At 66.1% G+C, this 15,802-nt stretch carries 12 protein-coding genes (1 of these 12 running past the window's edge); 6 read left to right on the forward strand and 6 right to left on the reverse strand.

Going from position 1 to position 15,802, the window contains the following annotated elements:
* Positions 1-80: 80 nt before the first annotated feature.
* Complete coding sequence (ppx, locus tag C8E02_RS13335; protein ID WP_120811425.1) at positions 81-1,565, forward strand: exopolyphosphatase; 1,485 nt, start codon at positions 81-83, stop codon at positions 1,563-1,565.
* Positions 1,566-1,637: 72 nt separating this feature from the next.
* Positions 1,638-1,829: a hypothetical protein gene (locus C8E02_RS13340; RefSeq protein ID WP_120811427.1), complete on the forward strand. Its 192-nt coding sequence runs from the start codon at positions 1,638-1,640 to the stop codon at positions 1,827-1,829.
* A 64-nt stretch (positions 1,830-1,893) separates the two neighbouring features.
* Here the strand turns inward: C8E02_RS13340 and efp are convergent, their stop codons facing one another.
* The 4 genes from efp to C8E02_RS17465 all read right to left on the reverse strand — a co-directional run bounded on the left by efp (position 1,894) and on the right by C8E02_RS17465 (position 5,447).
* Positions 1,894-2,457, reverse strand: a complete 564-nt coding sequence (gene efp, locus C8E02_RS13345; RefSeq protein ID WP_047968172.1) for an elongation factor P — start codon at positions 2,455-2,457, stop codon at positions 1,894-1,896.
* A gap of 57 nt (positions 2,458-2,514) precedes the next feature.
* The gene (earP, locus tag C8E02_RS13350; RefSeq protein WP_120811890.1) at positions 2,515-3,663 is read right to left on the reverse strand and encodes an elongation factor P maturation arginine rhamnosyltransferase EarP; all 1,149 of its coding nucleotides are present in this window, start codon (positions 3,661-3,663) and stop codon (positions 2,515-2,517) included.
* A gap of 266 nt (positions 3,664-3,929) precedes the next feature.
* Positions 3,930-5,267: a glutamine synthetase family protein gene (locus C8E02_RS13355; protein ID WP_120811429.1), complete on the reverse strand. Its 1,338-nt coding sequence runs from the start codon at positions 5,265-5,267 to the stop codon at positions 3,930-3,932.
* A gap of 18 nt (positions 5,268-5,285) precedes the next feature.
* The gene (locus C8E02_RS17465) at positions 5,286-5,447 is read right to left on the reverse strand and encodes a hypothetical protein (protein ID WP_156168059.1); all 162 of its coding nucleotides are present in this window, start codon (positions 5,445-5,447) and stop codon (positions 5,286-5,288) included.
* Between the two features lie 212 nt (positions 5,448-5,659).
* On the opposite strand from C8E02_RS17465, the gene C8E02_RS13360 reads away from it, so the two are divergent.
* Positions 5,660-8,977, forward strand: a complete 3,318-nt coding sequence (locus tag C8E02_RS13360) for a DUF748 domain-containing protein (protein ID WP_170152164.1) — start codon at positions 5,660-5,662, stop codon at positions 8,975-8,977.
* 202 nt (positions 8,978-9,179) lie between these two features.
* Complete coding sequence (locus tag C8E02_RS13365) at positions 9,180-12,038, forward strand: adenosylcobalamin-dependent ribonucleoside-diphosphate reductase (RefSeq protein WP_120811432.1); 2,859 nt, start codon at positions 9,180-9,182, stop codon at positions 12,036-12,038.
* A 167-nt stretch (positions 12,039-12,205) separates the two neighbouring features.
* On the opposite strand, the gene C8E02_RS13370 is transcribed toward C8E02_RS13365, so the two are convergent.
* Together C8E02_RS13370 and C8E02_RS17470 are read right to left on the reverse strand one after the other, a co-directional pair.
* Entirely contained in the window at positions 12,206-12,397 is a 192-nt protein-coding gene (locus C8E02_RS13370) for a vir-repressed protein (RefSeq protein WP_120811434.1), read from the reverse strand.
* Positions 12,398-12,527: 130 nt separating this feature from the next.
* Positions 12,528-12,701 carry a hypothetical protein gene (locus tag C8E02_RS17470; RefSeq protein ID WP_170152165.1) on the reverse strand — a complete coding sequence of 58 codons (174 nt, stop codon included), beginning with the start codon at positions 12,699-12,701 and terminating at the stop codon, positions 12,528-12,530.
* A 295-nt stretch (positions 12,702-12,996) separates the two neighbouring features.
* Here C8E02_RS17470 and C8E02_RS13375 point away from each other — a divergent pair, with 295 nt between their 5' ends.
* The gene (locus C8E02_RS13375; RefSeq protein WP_170152166.1) at positions 12,997-13,701 is read left to right on the forward strand and encodes a response regulator transcription factor; all 705 of its coding nucleotides are present in this window, start codon (positions 12,997-12,999) and stop codon (positions 13,699-13,701) included.
* Positions 13,702-14,406: 705 nt separating this feature from the next.
* Positions 14,407-15,802, forward strand: the 5' portion of a protein-coding gene (locus C8E02_RS13380) for an Ig-like domain-containing protein (protein WP_425451996.1). 41 nt of this gene lie beyond the right edge of the window; the window shows 1,396 of its 1,437 coding nt (coding positions 1-1,396); it begins with the start codon at positions 14,407-14,409; the stop codon falls past the right edge of the window.

The following is a 15,802-nucleotide window of genomic DNA, read 5'->3' on the forward strand; positions in this document are numbered from 1 at the left end:
TGCAGTAGTCCAAAGGCGGCGGTAACATCGGTTACCGCCGTTTTTTCATTTCCCAACCCGTTTCCAAGAAGGGGTGATTCTTGAACAGTACTACGCCCCCCTATGATGTATTGGCCACCGTCGACCTCGGTTCCAACAGCTTCCGGCTGCAAGTGTCGCGCGTGGTGGATGACCAGCTGTATCCCCTGGATGTATTGAAGGAAACCGTCCGTCTGGGCGGTGGCCTCACCGAAGACAAACTGCTGCAGCAGGACACCATCGACCGCGCGCTGGCCTGCATGGCGCGCTTTGGCGAGCGGCTGCGCGGCTTCGAGCCGCGCCAGGTGCGCATCGTCGGCACCAACACCCTGCGCGTGGCGAAGAATGCCCCGGCCTTCATCAGCGAGGCCGAACGGCTGCTGGGCTTCCCGATCGAGATCATTGCCGGGCGCGAAGAAGCGCGCCTGATCTACCTTGGCGCCGCGCACAGCCTGCCGGCCACCAAGGAGCGCCGGCTGGTGGTCGACATCGGTGGCGGCTCTACCGAGTTCATCATCGGCAGCCAGTACAAGGCGCACGTCACCGAGAGCCTGCCGCTGGGCTGTGTCACCTACAGCCTGCGCTATTTCCCCGGCGGCAAGATCAGCAAGGCCGCGTTCCGCGACGCCGAGCTGGCCGCTGCCAGCGAGATCCAGCGCATCACCCACGCCTATCCGCAAAGCGAATGGCAGCTGGCGGTCGGCACCTCCGGTACCGCGCGTTCGCTGCGCGACATCCTGGAGATCAACGACTGGACCAGCGGCGAGATCACCCTTGGCGGCATGTTGCGCCTGCGCGAGGAGTTGCTGCGCTTCGGCTCGTTCAAGACCATCGACCTGAACGGCCTCAAGCCGGACCGGGCGCCGGTGATCTGTGGCGGCCTCGCGGTGATGATTGCGGTGTTCCAGACCCTGCAGATCGAGCGCATGATCGTCACCGATGGCGCACTGCGCGACGGCGTGCTCTATGACCTGCTGGGGCGACAGCAGGAGAAGGACATGCGCGATGCCACCATTGCCCAGTTCAAGCGCCGTTATCACGTCGATACCGCACAGGCGGAGCGGGTGCTGCGCCTGGCCGAGCAGTTTTACGGCATGGTGGCGCCGGACGGCCCACTGCTGAAATGCCTGAACTGGGCGGCCAAGGTGCACGAGATCGGCCTGTCGATCGCGCACACCGCCTACCACAAGCATTCCGCCTACATCCTGCAGAACGCCGACATGCCGGGCTTCTCGCGGCGCGAGCAGAGCGAGCTGGCCACCATCGTACTCGGCCACCGTGGCGACATGGGCAAGATGACGCGCGAGATCGCCGATCCGGAACTGTGGCACGCGGTACTGGCGCTGAGGTTGGCCGCACTGTTCTGCCGCAGCCGCAACGATGTCGATGGCCGGGCGGTGCAGAACGTGCAGCAAACGATGAACGGCTATGCCATCACCATCGACGGCGACTGGCTGGAAGCCAACCCGCTGACCACCAGCGCCTTCGGCCAGGAAGTCGGCCAGTGGCGCCGCGTCGGCATGTTGCTGGAGTTGCGTCCTGCCTGATTGCTGGAAATTGTTGAAAATGCCATGGCTTTGCGATAAGTTTTTATTTTGATCTATGCGGATTGGAATGCCATGGCCAGCAAAACCACCACCAGTCGCCGCCTGATTACCCCGAAAAGCTGGGGCATCCGTCAGCCGGAGCTGATCGATACCCCCGGCCGCGACCGGGTCTGTTCGCGCTGTTCCGGGCGCGGCCTGACCGAGGTGCGCACCATCGCTGGCATGATGATGCGCTGTCCGCGCTGCAAGCAGCTACAGTTCTAAGCGTTGCCGGCAAAAGAAAAGACCACCGCGTGCGGTGGTCTTTTGCTTGCTGCGGGCCGGGAAATCAGGCGCGCTTCTTGAATTCGTTGGTGCGGGTATCGATTTCGATCTTTTCGCCGGTGTTGACGAAAGCCGGAACCTGCACTTCGAAAGTGGTGCCTACCAGGCGTGCCGGCTTCAGTACCTTGCCGGAAGTGTCGCCACGGACGGCTGGCTCTGTGTATTCCACTTCGCGAACCACGGTGGTCGGCAGTTCTACGGAGATGGCCTTGCCGTCGTAGAAGGTCACCTGGCATTCGTCTTCCATGCCGTCAACGATGTAGTTCAGGGTGTCGCCCAGGTTGTCGGCTTCGACTTCGTACTGGTTGAACTCGGCGTCCATGAACACGTACATCGGGTCGGCGAAGTAGGAGTACTGGCAGTCCTTGCGATCCAGTACCACCACGTCGAACTTGTCGTCGGCACGGTATACCGCTTCGGAACCCGCACCCGTCAGCAGGTTTTTCATCTTCATTTTCACGACCGAAGCGTTACGGCCGGATTTGCTGAATTCAGCTTTTTGTACAACCATCGGCTCGCCGCCGACCATGAATACGTTACCTGCGCGGAGTTCCTGAGCGGTTTTCATGCGTTTAAGTCCTAAAGTCTTGAATCGGAATCGGAAAACGATTCCCTTGGAAACCGGTTATTGTAGCTGCTTTTCGGTGAACTGCACCAGTCGTGTGGCGAGGTCGCCGTGACGCAGTTGCATTTGTGGCCAGCTGCGGGCGTGGTGTTGCCATTCTGCCAGTACTGCCGGCAGCGCCTGCCAGACCTGGCCGATGTCCTGCTCGCGGTTCCAGCCTTGCCACAGCGCGTGGATTTGCTGCCGAGCCGCCGGCGACAGTGCGGCGCTGTAGCGTTGTAAAAAAGCCTCCAGCTTGACCAGGTGCGCGTCTTCGTCCTGGCGATAGATATGCCACAGGAACGGCCGCGCCGCCCACTGCGCGCGCACGAAGCTGTCCTCGCCGCGCACGATGTTGATATCGCACGACCACAGCAGCCGGTCGTAGCCGTGCTGATCGGTCAGTGGCAGCACGTGTAGCGTCAGTGCGCCGCGTTGCAGCACGTCGCCGGCCTGCGGCCGCTGCGCGAGGCCGAACGCGGCGGCGACATCCGGCAACACCTTGCCCTGCGGCACCAGCAGCCGCAGCGGCTGGCTGCCGGCGGCGCAACTGGCCAGCCACTGCCGCGCGGCGGCGGACTCGTAGCAGAACAGGCTGACGCGCAGCTCGCCGGCGCGGCGCGGCGGCACGCCCAGCTGTTGCCAGTAGGCATCCTGCAGCGCCGTGTCGGCCTGCCACGCATCGCGCTGCGCCGGCAGTGCCCGTTCGCAGAGCAGGCCGCCGGTATCGTCGCCAAAGCCGGGAAAATAGAAGTGCTTGGTCAGCGGCAGCTGCGGATGCGGCGAGGCCAGGCCGTGGCAGCCGGCGACCCAGTCTTCCGCCGACAGGTATTCCAGATTGATCCATACCGGCTTGCGCGCCCGGCCGACCATGGCGGCCAGATAACTGTCCGGCAGCGGGCAGCCGAAAGCCTCGATCACCACGTCGGCGGCGTCGGCGGCAGGGAAGTCCTGCGCTGGCCAGAGGCGGATGCTGACGCCGTCTAGCTGCTGCTGCGCCAGCGCCGGCTGCAGGCCGGGGGCGATGCGGGCAAAGCTGGCCAGGTCGTCCACCCACAGGCGCACCACGAAGCCGTACTCGTGCGCCAGCTGCCGCGCCAGGCGCCAGGTGACGCCGATGTCGCCGTAGTTGTCGATCACGGTGCAGAAAATGTCCCAGCGTTGCGCCATGCTGCTCTCCTTACAATGGCTGCGCAGCATAGCGCAGCCGGCGCCGGCGACAAAGCGTTGCGGCCAACCTTGCACACAAGGTTGGCCGCAAGCCGTGACGGCGCTGCCGCTTAGAGCCTGTTCACGATCTGCTGCGACTTGATCCCAATGGGGGCGATACCGCGTTGAAAACGACTTCGGCATGCTTGTTTATATCTGGATAAACGCCGCTTCCTCAGCCGTTTTCGCCTTACCTCGCGTGAGTGCGCGCGATCGTGAACACGCGCTTACACGTGCAGCAGCAGGAAGCGCCGCTCCCACGGGCTGATCACGTCGAAGTACTCGCGGTACTCGGCTTCCTTGATCGCGCTGTAGGTCTGGATGAAGTGGTCGCCGAACAGCTCTGCCAGCGGCTGGCACTTGAGCAGCATGTCGATGGCGTCGTCGAGGTGGCGCGGCAGCTGGTGTGGCTGCTCGTAGGCGCTGCCGGTCAGCGGCGCGCTCGGCTGGATGCGCTGCTGCATGCCGAGGTAGCCGCAGGCGAGGCTGGCGGCGATCGCCAGATACGGGTTGACGTCGACGCCGGCGAGACGGTTTTCCACCCGTCGCGCCTCGGGGCCGGAGTGTGGCACGCGCAGGCCGCAGGTACGGTTATCAAAGCCCCAGCTGAGGTTGATCGGCGCCGAGGTGAAGCGCGACAGACGACGGTAGCTGTTCACGTACGGCGCGAAGAACGGCATCGCCGCCGGCAGGTAGGTCTGCAGCCCGCCGATGAAGTGCAGGAAGGCGTCGGACGGGCTACCGTCGGTGTTGCTGAAGATGTTGTTGCCGTTGGCATCGACCACGCTCTGGTGGATGTGCATCGCGCTGCCGGGCTGGCCCTGCATCGGCTTGGCCATGAAGGTGGCGTACATATTGTTGCGGATCGCCACCTCGCGCACGGTGCGCTTGAACAGGAACACCTGGTCGGCCAGCTGCAGCGGATCGCCGTGATCCAGGTTGATCTCCATCTGTGCGGTGCCCATCTCGTGGATCAGCGTGTCCAGCGCCAGCCCCTGCGCCTCGCACCAGTCGTAGATCTCGTCGAAGATGTTGTCGTATTCGTTGACCGCGTCGATGGAAAAGCTCTGCATCCCGGCCTCGGTGCGCTTGGTGCGGCCAACCGGCGGTTTCAGCGGGATGTCTTCGTCGGGCTCGACCTGTACCAGGTAGAACTCCATTTCCGGCGCGACGATGGCGGACAGGCCTTGCTCTTCATACAGTTTAAGGATGCGCTTGAGCACGTTGCGCGGCGCGAGGTCGGCATCCGTGCCGTCGAAATTGACGCAGTCGTGGATGATCTGCGCGGTCGGCTCCTTCGCCCACGGCACCGGGCGCACGGTGCTGGCGTCCGGGATCAGGCGCATGTCGGGGTCGGCGACGGAGGTGAAATCCTGCTCGGGAAAGTCGCCGGTGACGGTCATCGACAGCACGGCTTCCGGCAGGCGCAGGCCCTCGGCGGGGTTGTACTTGTGGCGCGGCACGATCTTGCCGCGCGCCAGCCCGGTCATATCCGGGATCAGGCATTCAACTTCGGTAATCCGGTTTTCGTCCAGCCATTGCTGGATTTTCTGCGCGTCGTTCATCGGGTAGTCCTATGGCGATCAGGTGTGGGCGCCGGAGCTGGTGCTGCGGCGTTCGTGGTTGAGCAGTGCGTCACGGCGGCGCGCCAGCGTCAGGAAAGCCTGCGCGGCATCGAGGCGCAGGTCGCAGGGTTGCCGCAGCAGCGGCTGGCGTGCATGGCACGGCCAGGCGAGATCAATCAAAATGCGTTCCTCTTCAGGGTATAGAATGCTTGATGAAAGCCGCAGCCTGGACTGCGGTGTTTAAAATTATGGTCACGCTTCGCCATGCTATGAGCGGCGCGGCGCGACTGCAACCTTCGTCCGCCTTGCTGGCAACCGGTTGTGGAATAAAGCCCACAGCCGCGGTCGCGCTAGCTGCGGGCGGGCACTGCCTATTTTTGCCGGACTGTTTAATGATGAGTGAAACCGCTGCCCAAGCTGCCGCCACGCCCGCGCGCTGGCCCCGTCGTCTGTTGTGGAGTGCCGCCACCGTGGCCGTGCTGCTGGGCGGGCTGTGGGCCGGGGTGCCCAAGGCAGTGGACTACGCCGCCGGCAACTGGGCGCAAAAGCTTGGCCGCAAGTTGACGCTGGGCGAGGTGGAGTTTGCGCCGTGGGCGTGGCGGCTGACCGTGCACGATGTGCGCCTGAACGATCGCGACGGCACGCCGCTGTTCAGCGCCGCGCGGCTGCATGTCGATGCCGAGGCGCTGCCGCTGCTGATCGGCCGCTTCGAGCTGGCGGAGCTGACCCTGGACACGCCGCGACTGTGGGCGGCGCGCAATGCGCAGGGCGAGTGGAACTGGACGCGCCTGCTGCGCGACGCCGCCGGCCCGGACACCGAACCGGACGAGGAGGCCAGCGAGCCGCCCAAGCTGCTGCTGACTCAACTGGCGCTGAACAAGGGTCAGCTGCTGCTGCACGACCAGCTGGGCGGCGACGTGCAGCGCCAGGTGCTGCCGCTGGACTTCCAGCTGAAAAACCTGTCCACGCTGCCCAACAATCACGGCCGCTACCGCCTCGCCGCCGAGCTGGGCGACGGAACCCGGCTGGACTGGCAGGGCAGCCTGCTGTTGCAGCCCTTGCAGTCGGACGGGGTGCTGAAGGCGTCCGGCTTTACCCTTGCCAGCGTGTGGCCGTACGTGCAGCCGCATCTCAAGCTGGCGCCGCCGCAGGGCAAGCTGAGCGTCAGCCTGCCGTACCACTTCGATCTGGCCGGCAAGACGGTGCGGCTGTCGGCCAAGGGCGTTGCGGCCAACCTTGCGGCGCTGGCGGTGACCGCGCCGGGCAGCGGCAGCAGCTTCAAGCTCGGCCAGCTGGCGCTCAGCGGCGGCGAGTTCGACCTCGCCAGCCGCCGGCTGACCGTGGGCAGGCTCAGCCTCGCCGGCGGCGAGCTGGACACCGTGCTCGACAGTCTGGGGCAGCCGGACTGGTTGGCGGCCTTGCCTTCCGCCGCCGCACCGGCCGCGGCCAGCGTGAAAACCGCCGCGACGGCCAAACCGGCGGTAGCTACCACCAAGCCGGCGGGAGGCTGGACCGTGAGCCTGCCGGCCATCCACGTCGACAACTGGCAGCTACGCGCCGAGCATCGCGGTTTTGTCGCGCCGCTGGCCGCCAGCGTGCGGCTGGACAGCCTGCAGGCGGCAGTGGCGGTGGCGGCGGATGGCAGCGTCAGGGTCGACAACGCCACGCTGGCGCTGTCGCAACTGAGCGCCGCCAGCCAGGGCAAGCCGGCGTTCGCCAGCCTGGCGCGGCTGCAGCTGGCCAGCAGCCAGCTGGATCTGGGCAAGCGGCAGCTGACGCCGGGTGACATCAGCGTCGCCGGGCTGCAGCTGGCCATCGCCCGCAACAAGGCCGGGCAGCTGGACATCGGCGAGGCGCTGCGCCCGCTGCCGGTCACCACCACCACCGCCGCGACGCTGGCCGCCGCCAGTGCCGGCCAGCCGTGGCAGGTCCGCTACCCGCAGCTGACGCTGGCGCAATCCGCGCTCAGCTGGCGCGATGCCGGCCGCAGCCAGCCGGTGAGCGTGGCCTTGCAGGATGTCAGCGCCAGCGTCAGTGGCGACCCGCAGCAGGGCTTTGCCGTGCAGCTGGCGGCGGCGCTGGGGCAGGGCCGGCTGCAGCTGGATGCCACGCTTGCGGCCAAGCTGCAGGACATCAAGGGCAAGCTGCGCGCCAGCCGGCTGCCGCTGCGTGACGTGGCGCCATACGCGCTGGACAACACCGTGCTGCGTTTTGGCGGTGGCGAGCTGTCGGCCGATCTCGGCTTTGCGCTGCAGGGCAGCCGCTGGCAGGCCGACGGCAAGGCAGCGCTGGACAAGCTGGCGCTGTTTGAGCCGGGCCGGCGCGAGGTGCTGCTCGGCTGGCAGCAGCTGGCCGTCAGCGGCATCAAGGCGCAGCCGGACAGGATCAGCCTCGGCGACGTGCGGCTGGTGTCGCCGCAACTGCGGCTGATTCTCGATGAAAAACGGGTGCCCAACTTTGCGCACCTGATGAAGCCGCAGCCGGCGGCCAAGACTGCGGCCAAGGCGGCGCCCGCCGCCAAGGGCGATAGCGGCGACAAGCTGCCGCTGGTGGAGGTGCGCGCCGTCCGCGTGCGCAATGCGCGCATGGACTTTGCCGATCTCGGTCTCAACCCCAGCTTTGCCACCCGCATCCATTCGCTGTCCGGCACCGTGCTCGGCCTGTCCAGCCGCCCGGGGCGGCGCGGCACGGTGACGCTGGACGGTCGCGTCGACCAGTTCGGCGACGTGCGCATCCGCGGCGCGCTGTCGCCGCTGGCGGTGACCAACGATCTCGACATGGTGCTGAACTTCCGCAACATCCCGCTGGGCAGCCTCAACCCGTACTCGATGACCTTTGCCGGCTGGAAGATCACCGATGGCAGCCTCTCCACCGAGCTGCGCTACGTGCTGAAAAACCGCCAGCTGCAGGGCGAAAACCGCATGGTGATCGACCACATCCAGCTGGGCGAGGAGGTCAGCGACTACGACGGTACCCGCCTGCCGCTGCGCCTGGCGGTGGCGCTGCTGGAGGACAGCGACGGCCGCATCGACCTGTCGCTGCCGGTGGCCGGCAGCCTCGATGCGCCGGACTTCTCCTACGGCCACCTGGTGTGGCAGGCGTTCCGCAACATCGTGGTCAAGATCGTCACCGCGCCGTTCCGCGCGCTGTTTGGCGGCGAGGGCTTTGACGACATCTACGCCGACGCCGGCGACGACCGCATCCCGCCGCCGGAGCGCGAGAAGCTGCTGAAGCTGGCCGAGCTGCTGGTCAAGCGGCCGAAGCTGGCGCTGGCCATTGGTGGCGGTTATGACGTGGAGCAGGACAGCCGTGAGCTCGCGCGCTACCGCGTCGACAGCGACATCCTCAAGCGTGCCGCCTACCAGCTGCAGGCCGACGAGCCGCTGCCGCTGCCGGACATGGGCGATCCGGCGATCCGCAAGGCGGTGGGCGATGGCTACGCGGTGCAGTTTGGCCGCTTTGCCTGGTTGAAGCGGGTGGCCAGCGAGAAGGACACCGCCGAGCGCGCGCAGTCGATGCGCGGCGAGCTGCTGGCGGCGCAGAAGATCGACGATAGCGCGCTGCAGGCGCTGGCCCGCGCCCGTGGCGAGGCGGCACGGCAGCTGCTGCTGACGGCGAAACCGGAGCTGGTCGAGCGCATCAGCGTGCTGGACGCCGACAAGGTGAAGGCCGACAAGGATGGCGTGCCGCTGCTGCTGAAACTGAAATAAGCGCCTGCTTTTCCGCTTGCGGCCAACCTTGTCACAAGGTTGGCCGCAAGCGTTTGGTACGCTGTGTTGCGGCTGTTGTATGCCTGCCGCACAGGGTTGGCCGCAGGCTGCTCAGTGGTGCCCCTTTAATGAAAATCAAGGGCGTGAAGTGCTGTATCTAGTAGACTGAAACTTTCAAGACACCACATCTAGCGGGGGCGGCATGAACCGGGACAATAGCGTAGCGTTTGCGGAGCAGGATATTTCACGCGAGGTATTGCTGGAAAAATACGCCAAGAACGGCGAACAGTCGGTCAGCGAAGTGCGCCAGCGCGTGGCGCAGGCACTGGCCGAGCAGGAGCAGGATCCGCAACGTTTCGCCCCGCTGTTTTTCGAGGCGCTGGACAACGGTTTCATCCCCGGCGGCCGCATCAATTCCGCCGCCGGCACCGATCTCAAGGCCACGCTGATCAACTGCTTCGTGCAGCCGGTCGGCGACGCGGTGTCCGTCAGCGAGCACGGCAAGGTCGGCATCTACGAGGCGCTGCTGCAGTCGGCGGAAACCATGCGCCGTGGCGGCGGGGTCGGCTACAACTTCAGCCGCATCCGCCCCAAGGGTGCGCGGGTGAAGGGCACCAACAGCCGCGCCTCCGGCCCGGTGTCGTATATGCGCGTGTTCGACCGCAGCTGCGAGACGGTGGAATCCGCCGGCGCGCGCCGCGGCGCGCAGATGGGGGTGCTGGATGTCAGCCACCCGGACATCGAGGCCTTCATCCACGCCAAGGACGGCGGTGACCTCGCCAACTTCAATATGTCGGTGGGGGTGTCCGATGCCTTCATGCAGGCGGTGGAGGCCGACGGCGACTGGCAACTGACCCACGCGGTGGCGCCGGCGTCGGATGCCTTCCCCGACAGCTTCCAGCGCGAGGACGGGCTGTGGGTGTACCGCAGCGTGCGCGCCCGCGACTTGTGGCAGCAGATCATGGCCTCGACCTACGACCACGCCGAGCCGGGCGTGCTGTTCATGTCCAAGATCAACGCCGACAACAACCTGTCCTACTGCGAGGTGATCGAGTCCACCAACCCGTGCGGCGAGCAGCCGCTGCCGGACTACGGCTGCTGCGACCTGGGCTCCATCAACCTGTGCAAGTTCGTGCGCCAGCCGTTCGGCGACGCGCCGGTCTTCGATTTCAAGGCCTTCGAGAAGGTGGTGCGCACCTCGATCCGCATGCTGGACAACGTGCTCGACCTCACCGTGTGGCCGCTGGTGGAACAACAGCGCGAGGCGCAGAACAAGCGCCGCGTCGGGCTGGGCTTCACCGGGCTGGGCGACGCGCTGATCATGCTCAAGGTACGCTACGACAGCGAGGAAGGCCGCAGGTTGGCCGCCAGCATTTCCGAGCACATGCGCGACGCCGCCTACGACGCGTCGGTGGATCTGGCCATCGAGAAGGGCGCCTTCCCGCTGTTCGACGCCGACAAGTACCTGGCGGCGCCGCACTGCGCCAGCCGCCTGCCGGACAAGCTCAAGGCGCGCATCAAGAAGCACGGCATCCGCAACTCGCACCTGCTGTCCATCGCACCGACCGGTACCATCTCGCTGGCGTTTGCCGACAATGCCTCCAACGGCATCGAGCCGCCGTTTTCCTGGTACTACACCCGCAAGAAGCGCATGGCCGACGGCACGCAGCAGGAATACCTGGTCGAGGACCATGCCTACCGTGTGTACCGCATGCAGGGCGGCGACACCAACGCGCTGCCGGAGTATTTCGTCAGCGCGCTGCAGATGAGCGCGCTTGATCACATGCGCATGGTGGCGGCGGTGGCGCCGTACATCGACACCGCCATCTCCAAGACCGTCAACGTGCCGGGCGACTACCCGTTTGCCGACTTCGAAAGCCTGTACCTGGAAGCGTGGCGCGCCGGGCTGAAGGGCATCACCACCTACCGCCCCAACAGCGTGCTCGGTTCGGTGCTGTCGATCGAGCCGACACCGGCCGCCGCCAGTCAGCAGCTGCCGCAGGATCTGGGCAACCAGAACGACCCTGACCGTCGCATCACCCTCAACACCGCGCCCAGCCCGGCGCTGGCCAGCCTGAAATGGCCGAACCGGCCGCGGCTGAAGCACGGCAACCCGTCGTGGACCTTCATGGTGGAGGGCGAGGAGGGCGATTTCGCGGTGATGGTCGGTCATATCGATGGCGAGGCACCGCTGCCGTTCGAGTGCTGGGTCAACGGCGACGTGCCGCGCGGCCTCGGCGCCATCGCCAAGACGCTGTCGATGGACATGCGCTGCCGTGACCGCGCCTGGCTGGGCGCCAAGCTGGATGCGCTGGCCGCCACCCGTGGCGACCGCCACTACCGTGCCGAGCTGGGCGACGCGCCGGTGCAGAGCAGCGCCGCCGCCGCCGCGCTGGCACGCGTGGTGCGCCACCGCATCGAACAGCTGGGCGCGCTGACGCTGGCCGCCGACGCCGCCACCCCGGTGATGGACGCGCTGTTCGCACGCAAGGAGCCGAAATCCGGCACCGACGGCACCATCAGCTGGTCGGTGGATGTCAGTAACCCGCAGACCGGCGACGATTTCGTGCTGTTCGTGAAGGAGCTGGTGTTGCCCACCGGCCAGCGCCGGCCGTACTCGATGTGGCTGGCCGGCCACTATCCGCGCGAACTGGACGGGCTGTGCAAGATGCTGAGCCTCGACATGCGGGTGATCGATCCGGCGTGGATCGGCATGAAGCTGCGCAAGCTGCTGAGCTACGCCGAGCCGCAGGCCGATTTCTTCGCCCGCGTGCCGGCCAGCGACAAGTCGCAGAGCTGGCCGTCGACCGAGGCCTATCTGGCACGGCTGATCATCCATCGCTACGCGATGCTGGGCATCCTCAGCGAGGACGGCGTGCCGGTGGAAGACATGGGGGTGATGGTGCCGGAGCAGGGCGACCTGTTCGAAAGCGCGGTGGTCAACGTGGCCGCGGCACCGATGGCCGGCAAGGCCTGCCCGGAGTGCGGCAACCGCGCGCTGATCAAGAAGGACGGCTGCGAATTCTGCACCGCCTGCGGCCATGTCGGCGCCTGCGGCTGAGCGTGCCGGCCGCGGCCAACACGCCGTCCCTAGGGTCTATGGCCGCTAGTTAAACAACACCGCCCCCGACGATGTCGGGGGCGGTGTTGTTTTGTGGCTTGCGGCGCGGCTCAGGGCTGTGCTGCCGCTCGTTACCGGTGCCATGATGCTGGCGTTGCGGCCAACCTTTAGCAACGGCCTTTCTTCGCTTGCCCCGGCGGGCAGAAGCCGCCACCGCGATGGTAGTGATCATCGTAGACAGGCTCGACCACCACCGCCGGCTCCAGCACGATGGGGGAGCGCAGCTTGACGCGCGCGGGCTGTACCACACAGGCCGACAGGCTGCTGGCGGCGATCAGGGCAAACAGGATGGTTTTCATGTTGGTTCTCGCTATGTCAGTGACGGGCCGCCATGCGTGGCGACACCGGGAATCGGTTGCGGACAGGGCCGGCATCTGCCGGCCCTGCTGTCCTGAGTGTTGCGCGCCATGACGGGCATGGCGCACTGGTTTAGCGACGCCGGCTACCGCGGCGATCACCGTCGCGCCAGTCGCCGCCACGCCAGTCGTCACCGCGATAGTAGCGGTCATGGCCGTAGTAATCATCGTGGCGATAGGGGTACAGCGGCCGTACAACACAGCCGCTCAGCACGCTGGCCAGCAGTATGAGCATCAGCAGTTTCATGATGTCTCCTCCAGGAGAGCTGTCGCGGCACCGTCGCAAAGCGTTCCGGTAGCATCGGCAGTCAATCTTGTTTCAGCATAATCGAAGCCATTGCCGCCAGATAGCCGGCATTTGCTAACAAATATTAATTGTGTACAGCTTGTGTGACACCGCGGTCGCTTGCGGCGGCACGGCTTGGCGTTGCCGCGGCGCGCGGACCGCCCGCTAACGCTTTGTGGTGGAGGCGCTGCCGTTTTGGCATAAGCTGAAACAGGCACGCCATGTGGCGTGACAGCGAACGGGGGCGACGATGGCGATGCAGACGCAACACGGCCTGACGGCCGACGATACCGCGTGCCCGCTGCGGGTGTTCGTGATCAGCGATTTCCCGCTGCTGCTGGCGGGGCTGACGGCGCTGCTGACCACCCAGGCGCCGCGGCTGGCGCTGGCCGGCAGCGCTGCGGTGACACCGTCGCCGCTGACGGCACTGACGGCCGCCGAGGCCGACATCGTGCTGCTGGATCTGGATGGCGACGCCGAGACTAGCCTGGCGCTGATCCGGGCCTTGGCCACGCGCGGCGACAAGGTGCTGTTGCTGACACGGCAGCAGGAACGGGCGCGGCAGGACCGCGCCATCATGCTTGGCGCCCGCGGCCTGCTGACGCGGGACACCGACGCGGCGCAGCTGCTCACCGCCATCGAGAAGGTCCATCACGGCCAGCTGTGGCTGGATCGCGACGCCACCGGGCGCATCTTCGACGCGCTGTCGCGGCACGGTGCCATGCCGGCGCCGGACGCCGCCCCCGCCATGCCCCCGCCACTGAGCGAGCAGGAACAGAAGATCGTCGCCATCCTGATGGCCAACAGCGGCGAGCCGGCCAAGCTGATCGCCGGCAAGCTGCACATCAGCGAGAGCACGCTGCGTAACCATCTGACGGTGATTTACAAGAAGTTCGGGGTGAGCAATCGCCACGGCCTGCTCGGCTACGTGTTGCAGCACGGCCTGCTGCTGCCCGCCTGAGCCGGTATGGCAAGGTTACGGGAGCTGTCTCTGGGCTATGCCGGAGCTTGCTCCTGCCAATAACGGGATGTTTCTCCCGTAGATTAAAAAGTTCCGCTTACTACACTTCCTATGTCATGACCGGTGTCGGGGCGTCAGCACCATGCCGCCAGCCTGATGCGCCACACGCATCCCGCCCGTGCCGGGCAAGGTTGGCCGCAAGCCAGCCGCCGCCGCTCATGTCACCGATTCCGCCGTTCTTGCCAGCACGCGCAAGCGGCGCGCTCGTCATCCGGCCGGCGCAGATCATTCAGGGAGCACATCATGGCCATCAGCAGCGTTTCCTACACCAAGACACCGCAAGCCGGCGACGACTCCTACTGGTACACCGAGGATGAACTGCTGGCGGCCAGTAATTACAACAGCAGCAGCAACGTGCTGACCCTGAACGTGATGAGCAATGATCTGGGCGGCAATGCCAAGAAGCTGTACTCCATCGATGATGGCAGCGGTGCACTGAGCGACCTGCTGACGAGCAATGTCACCACCGGCTGGGAAACCACGCTGGGCGGCAACCAGATCCGCATCAACGCCGGCAAGATCGAGTTCAAGTTCGCGACCGGGCTGGACTCCCTCGCCGTCGGCGACACCCGGCACGATTCCTTTGTCTACGCCATCCAGCTGGGCAACGGCACCATCAGCTACGCCACCGTCACCGTCGATGTGATGGGCAGCAATGACGGCCCGCGCGTCAGCGCCGCCGTCACCGCTGGCGGCAACGAAGGGGGCGCCGACTTCGAGGTCGACCTGCTGCAGGGCGCCAGCGACATCGATACTGGCGAAACCGCCACCCTGCAGGCCAGCGGGCTGAGCTTCAGCGTCAACGGCGGCCTGAGTTCGAGCACGCTGCCGGCCGGCTTGACGCTGGCCGGCAACAAACTGCTGGTCGATGCCGACGGTAGCGCGTTTGACCACCTGGCCGCCGGAGCCAGCGAAGTCATCACCGTCAGCTATTTCGTGGAGGACGTTCACGGTGCCAAAGTGGCGCAGACCGCGACCATCACCATCACCGGCACCAACGATGCGCCGCTGGCGGTGGCCGATACCGCCGCCGGCACCGAGAACCAGCTACTTAACATCGACGTGCTGGCCAACGACACCGACGTCGATGACGGCCACGTGTTGAGTCTGGTCAGCGCCAGCGCACCGGCCGGCATGGGCACAGCCAGCGTGGTGGACGGCAAGGTGGTGTTCAACCCGGGTACCGACTTCGACCATCTGGCCAAGGACGCGGTGGTACACGTCACCCTCAGCTACACCATGACCGACCAGTTCGGTGCCGAGTCGGGCAGCACGGTGGACGTCACCGTCACCGGCACCAACGACGGGCCAGTGGCGGTGGCCGACAGCGCTGCCGGCACCGAAAACCAGCTGCTCAACATCGACGTGCTGGCCAACGACACCGACGTCGACGACGGCCACGTGTTGAGTCTGGTCAGCGCCAGCGCACCGGCTGGCATGGGCACAGCCAGCGTGGTCGGTGGCCAGCTGCAATTCGATCCGGGGACCGACTTCGACCACCTGGCCAAGGACGCGGTGGTACACGTCACCCTCAGCTACACCATGACCGACCAGTTCGGTGCCGAGTCGAGCAGCACGGTGGACGTCACCGTCACCGGCACCAACGACGGGCCAGTGGCGGTGGCCGACAGCGCTGCCGGCACCGAAAACCAGCTGCTCAACATCGACGTGCTGGCCAACGACACCGACGTCGATGACGGCCACGTGTTGAGTCTGGTCAGCGCCAGCGCACCGGCCGGCATGGGCACAGCCAGCGTGGTGGACGGCAAGGTGGTGTTCAACCCGGGTAGCGACTTCGACCATCTGGCCAAGGACGCGGTGGTACACGTCACCCTCAGCTACACCATGACCGACCAGTTCGGTGCCGAGTCGGGCAGCACGGTGGACGTCACCGTCACCGGCACCAACGACGGGCCGCTGGCGGTGGCCGACACCGCCGCCGGCACCGAAAACCAGCTACTCAACATCGACGTGCTGACCAACGACACCGACGTCGACGACGGCCACGTGTTGAGTCTGGTCAGCGCCAGCGCACCGGCTG

This window comes from Vogesella indigofera (assembly GCF_003633895.1).
In the GTDB taxonomy this organism is placed as follows: Bacteria; Pseudomonadota; Gammaproteobacteria; order Burkholderiales; family Chromobacteriaceae; genus Vogesella; species Vogesella indigofera.

Coding starts and splice junctions, on each gene's coding strand:
- C8E02_RS13340 (WP_120811427.1), top strand. CDS start 1,638: ATGGCCAGCAAAACCACCACCAGTCGCCGCCTGATTACCCCGAAAAGC.
- efp (WP_047968172.1), bottom strand. CDS start 2,457: ATGAAAACCGCTCAGGAACTCCGCGCAGGTAACGTATTCATGGTCGGC.
- earP (WP_120811890.1), bottom strand. CDS start 3,663: ATGGCGCAACGCTGGGACATTTTCTGCACCGTGATCGACAACTACGGC.
- C8E02_RS13355 (WP_120811429.1), bottom strand. CDS start 5,267: ATGAACGACGCGCAGAAAATCCAGCAATGGCTGGACGAAAACCGGATT.
- C8E02_RS13360 (WP_170152164.1), top strand. CDS start 5,660: ATGATGAGTGAAACCGCTGCCCAAGCTGCCGCCACGCCCGCGCGCTGG.
- C8E02_RS13365 (WP_120811432.1), top strand. CDS start 9,180: ATGAACCGGGACAATAGCGTAGCGTTTGCGGAGCAGGATATTTCACGC.
- C8E02_RS13370 (WP_120811434.1), bottom strand. CDS start 12,397: ATGAAAACCATCCTGTTTGCCCTGATCGCCGCCAGCAGCCTGTCGGCC.
- C8E02_RS17470 (WP_170152165.1), bottom strand. CDS start 12,701: ATGAAACTGCTGATGCTCATACTGCTGGCCAGCGTGCTGAGCGGCTGT.
- C8E02_RS13375 (WP_170152166.1), top strand. CDS start 12,997: ATGCAGACGCAACACGGCCTGACGGCCGACGATACCGCGTGCCCGCTG.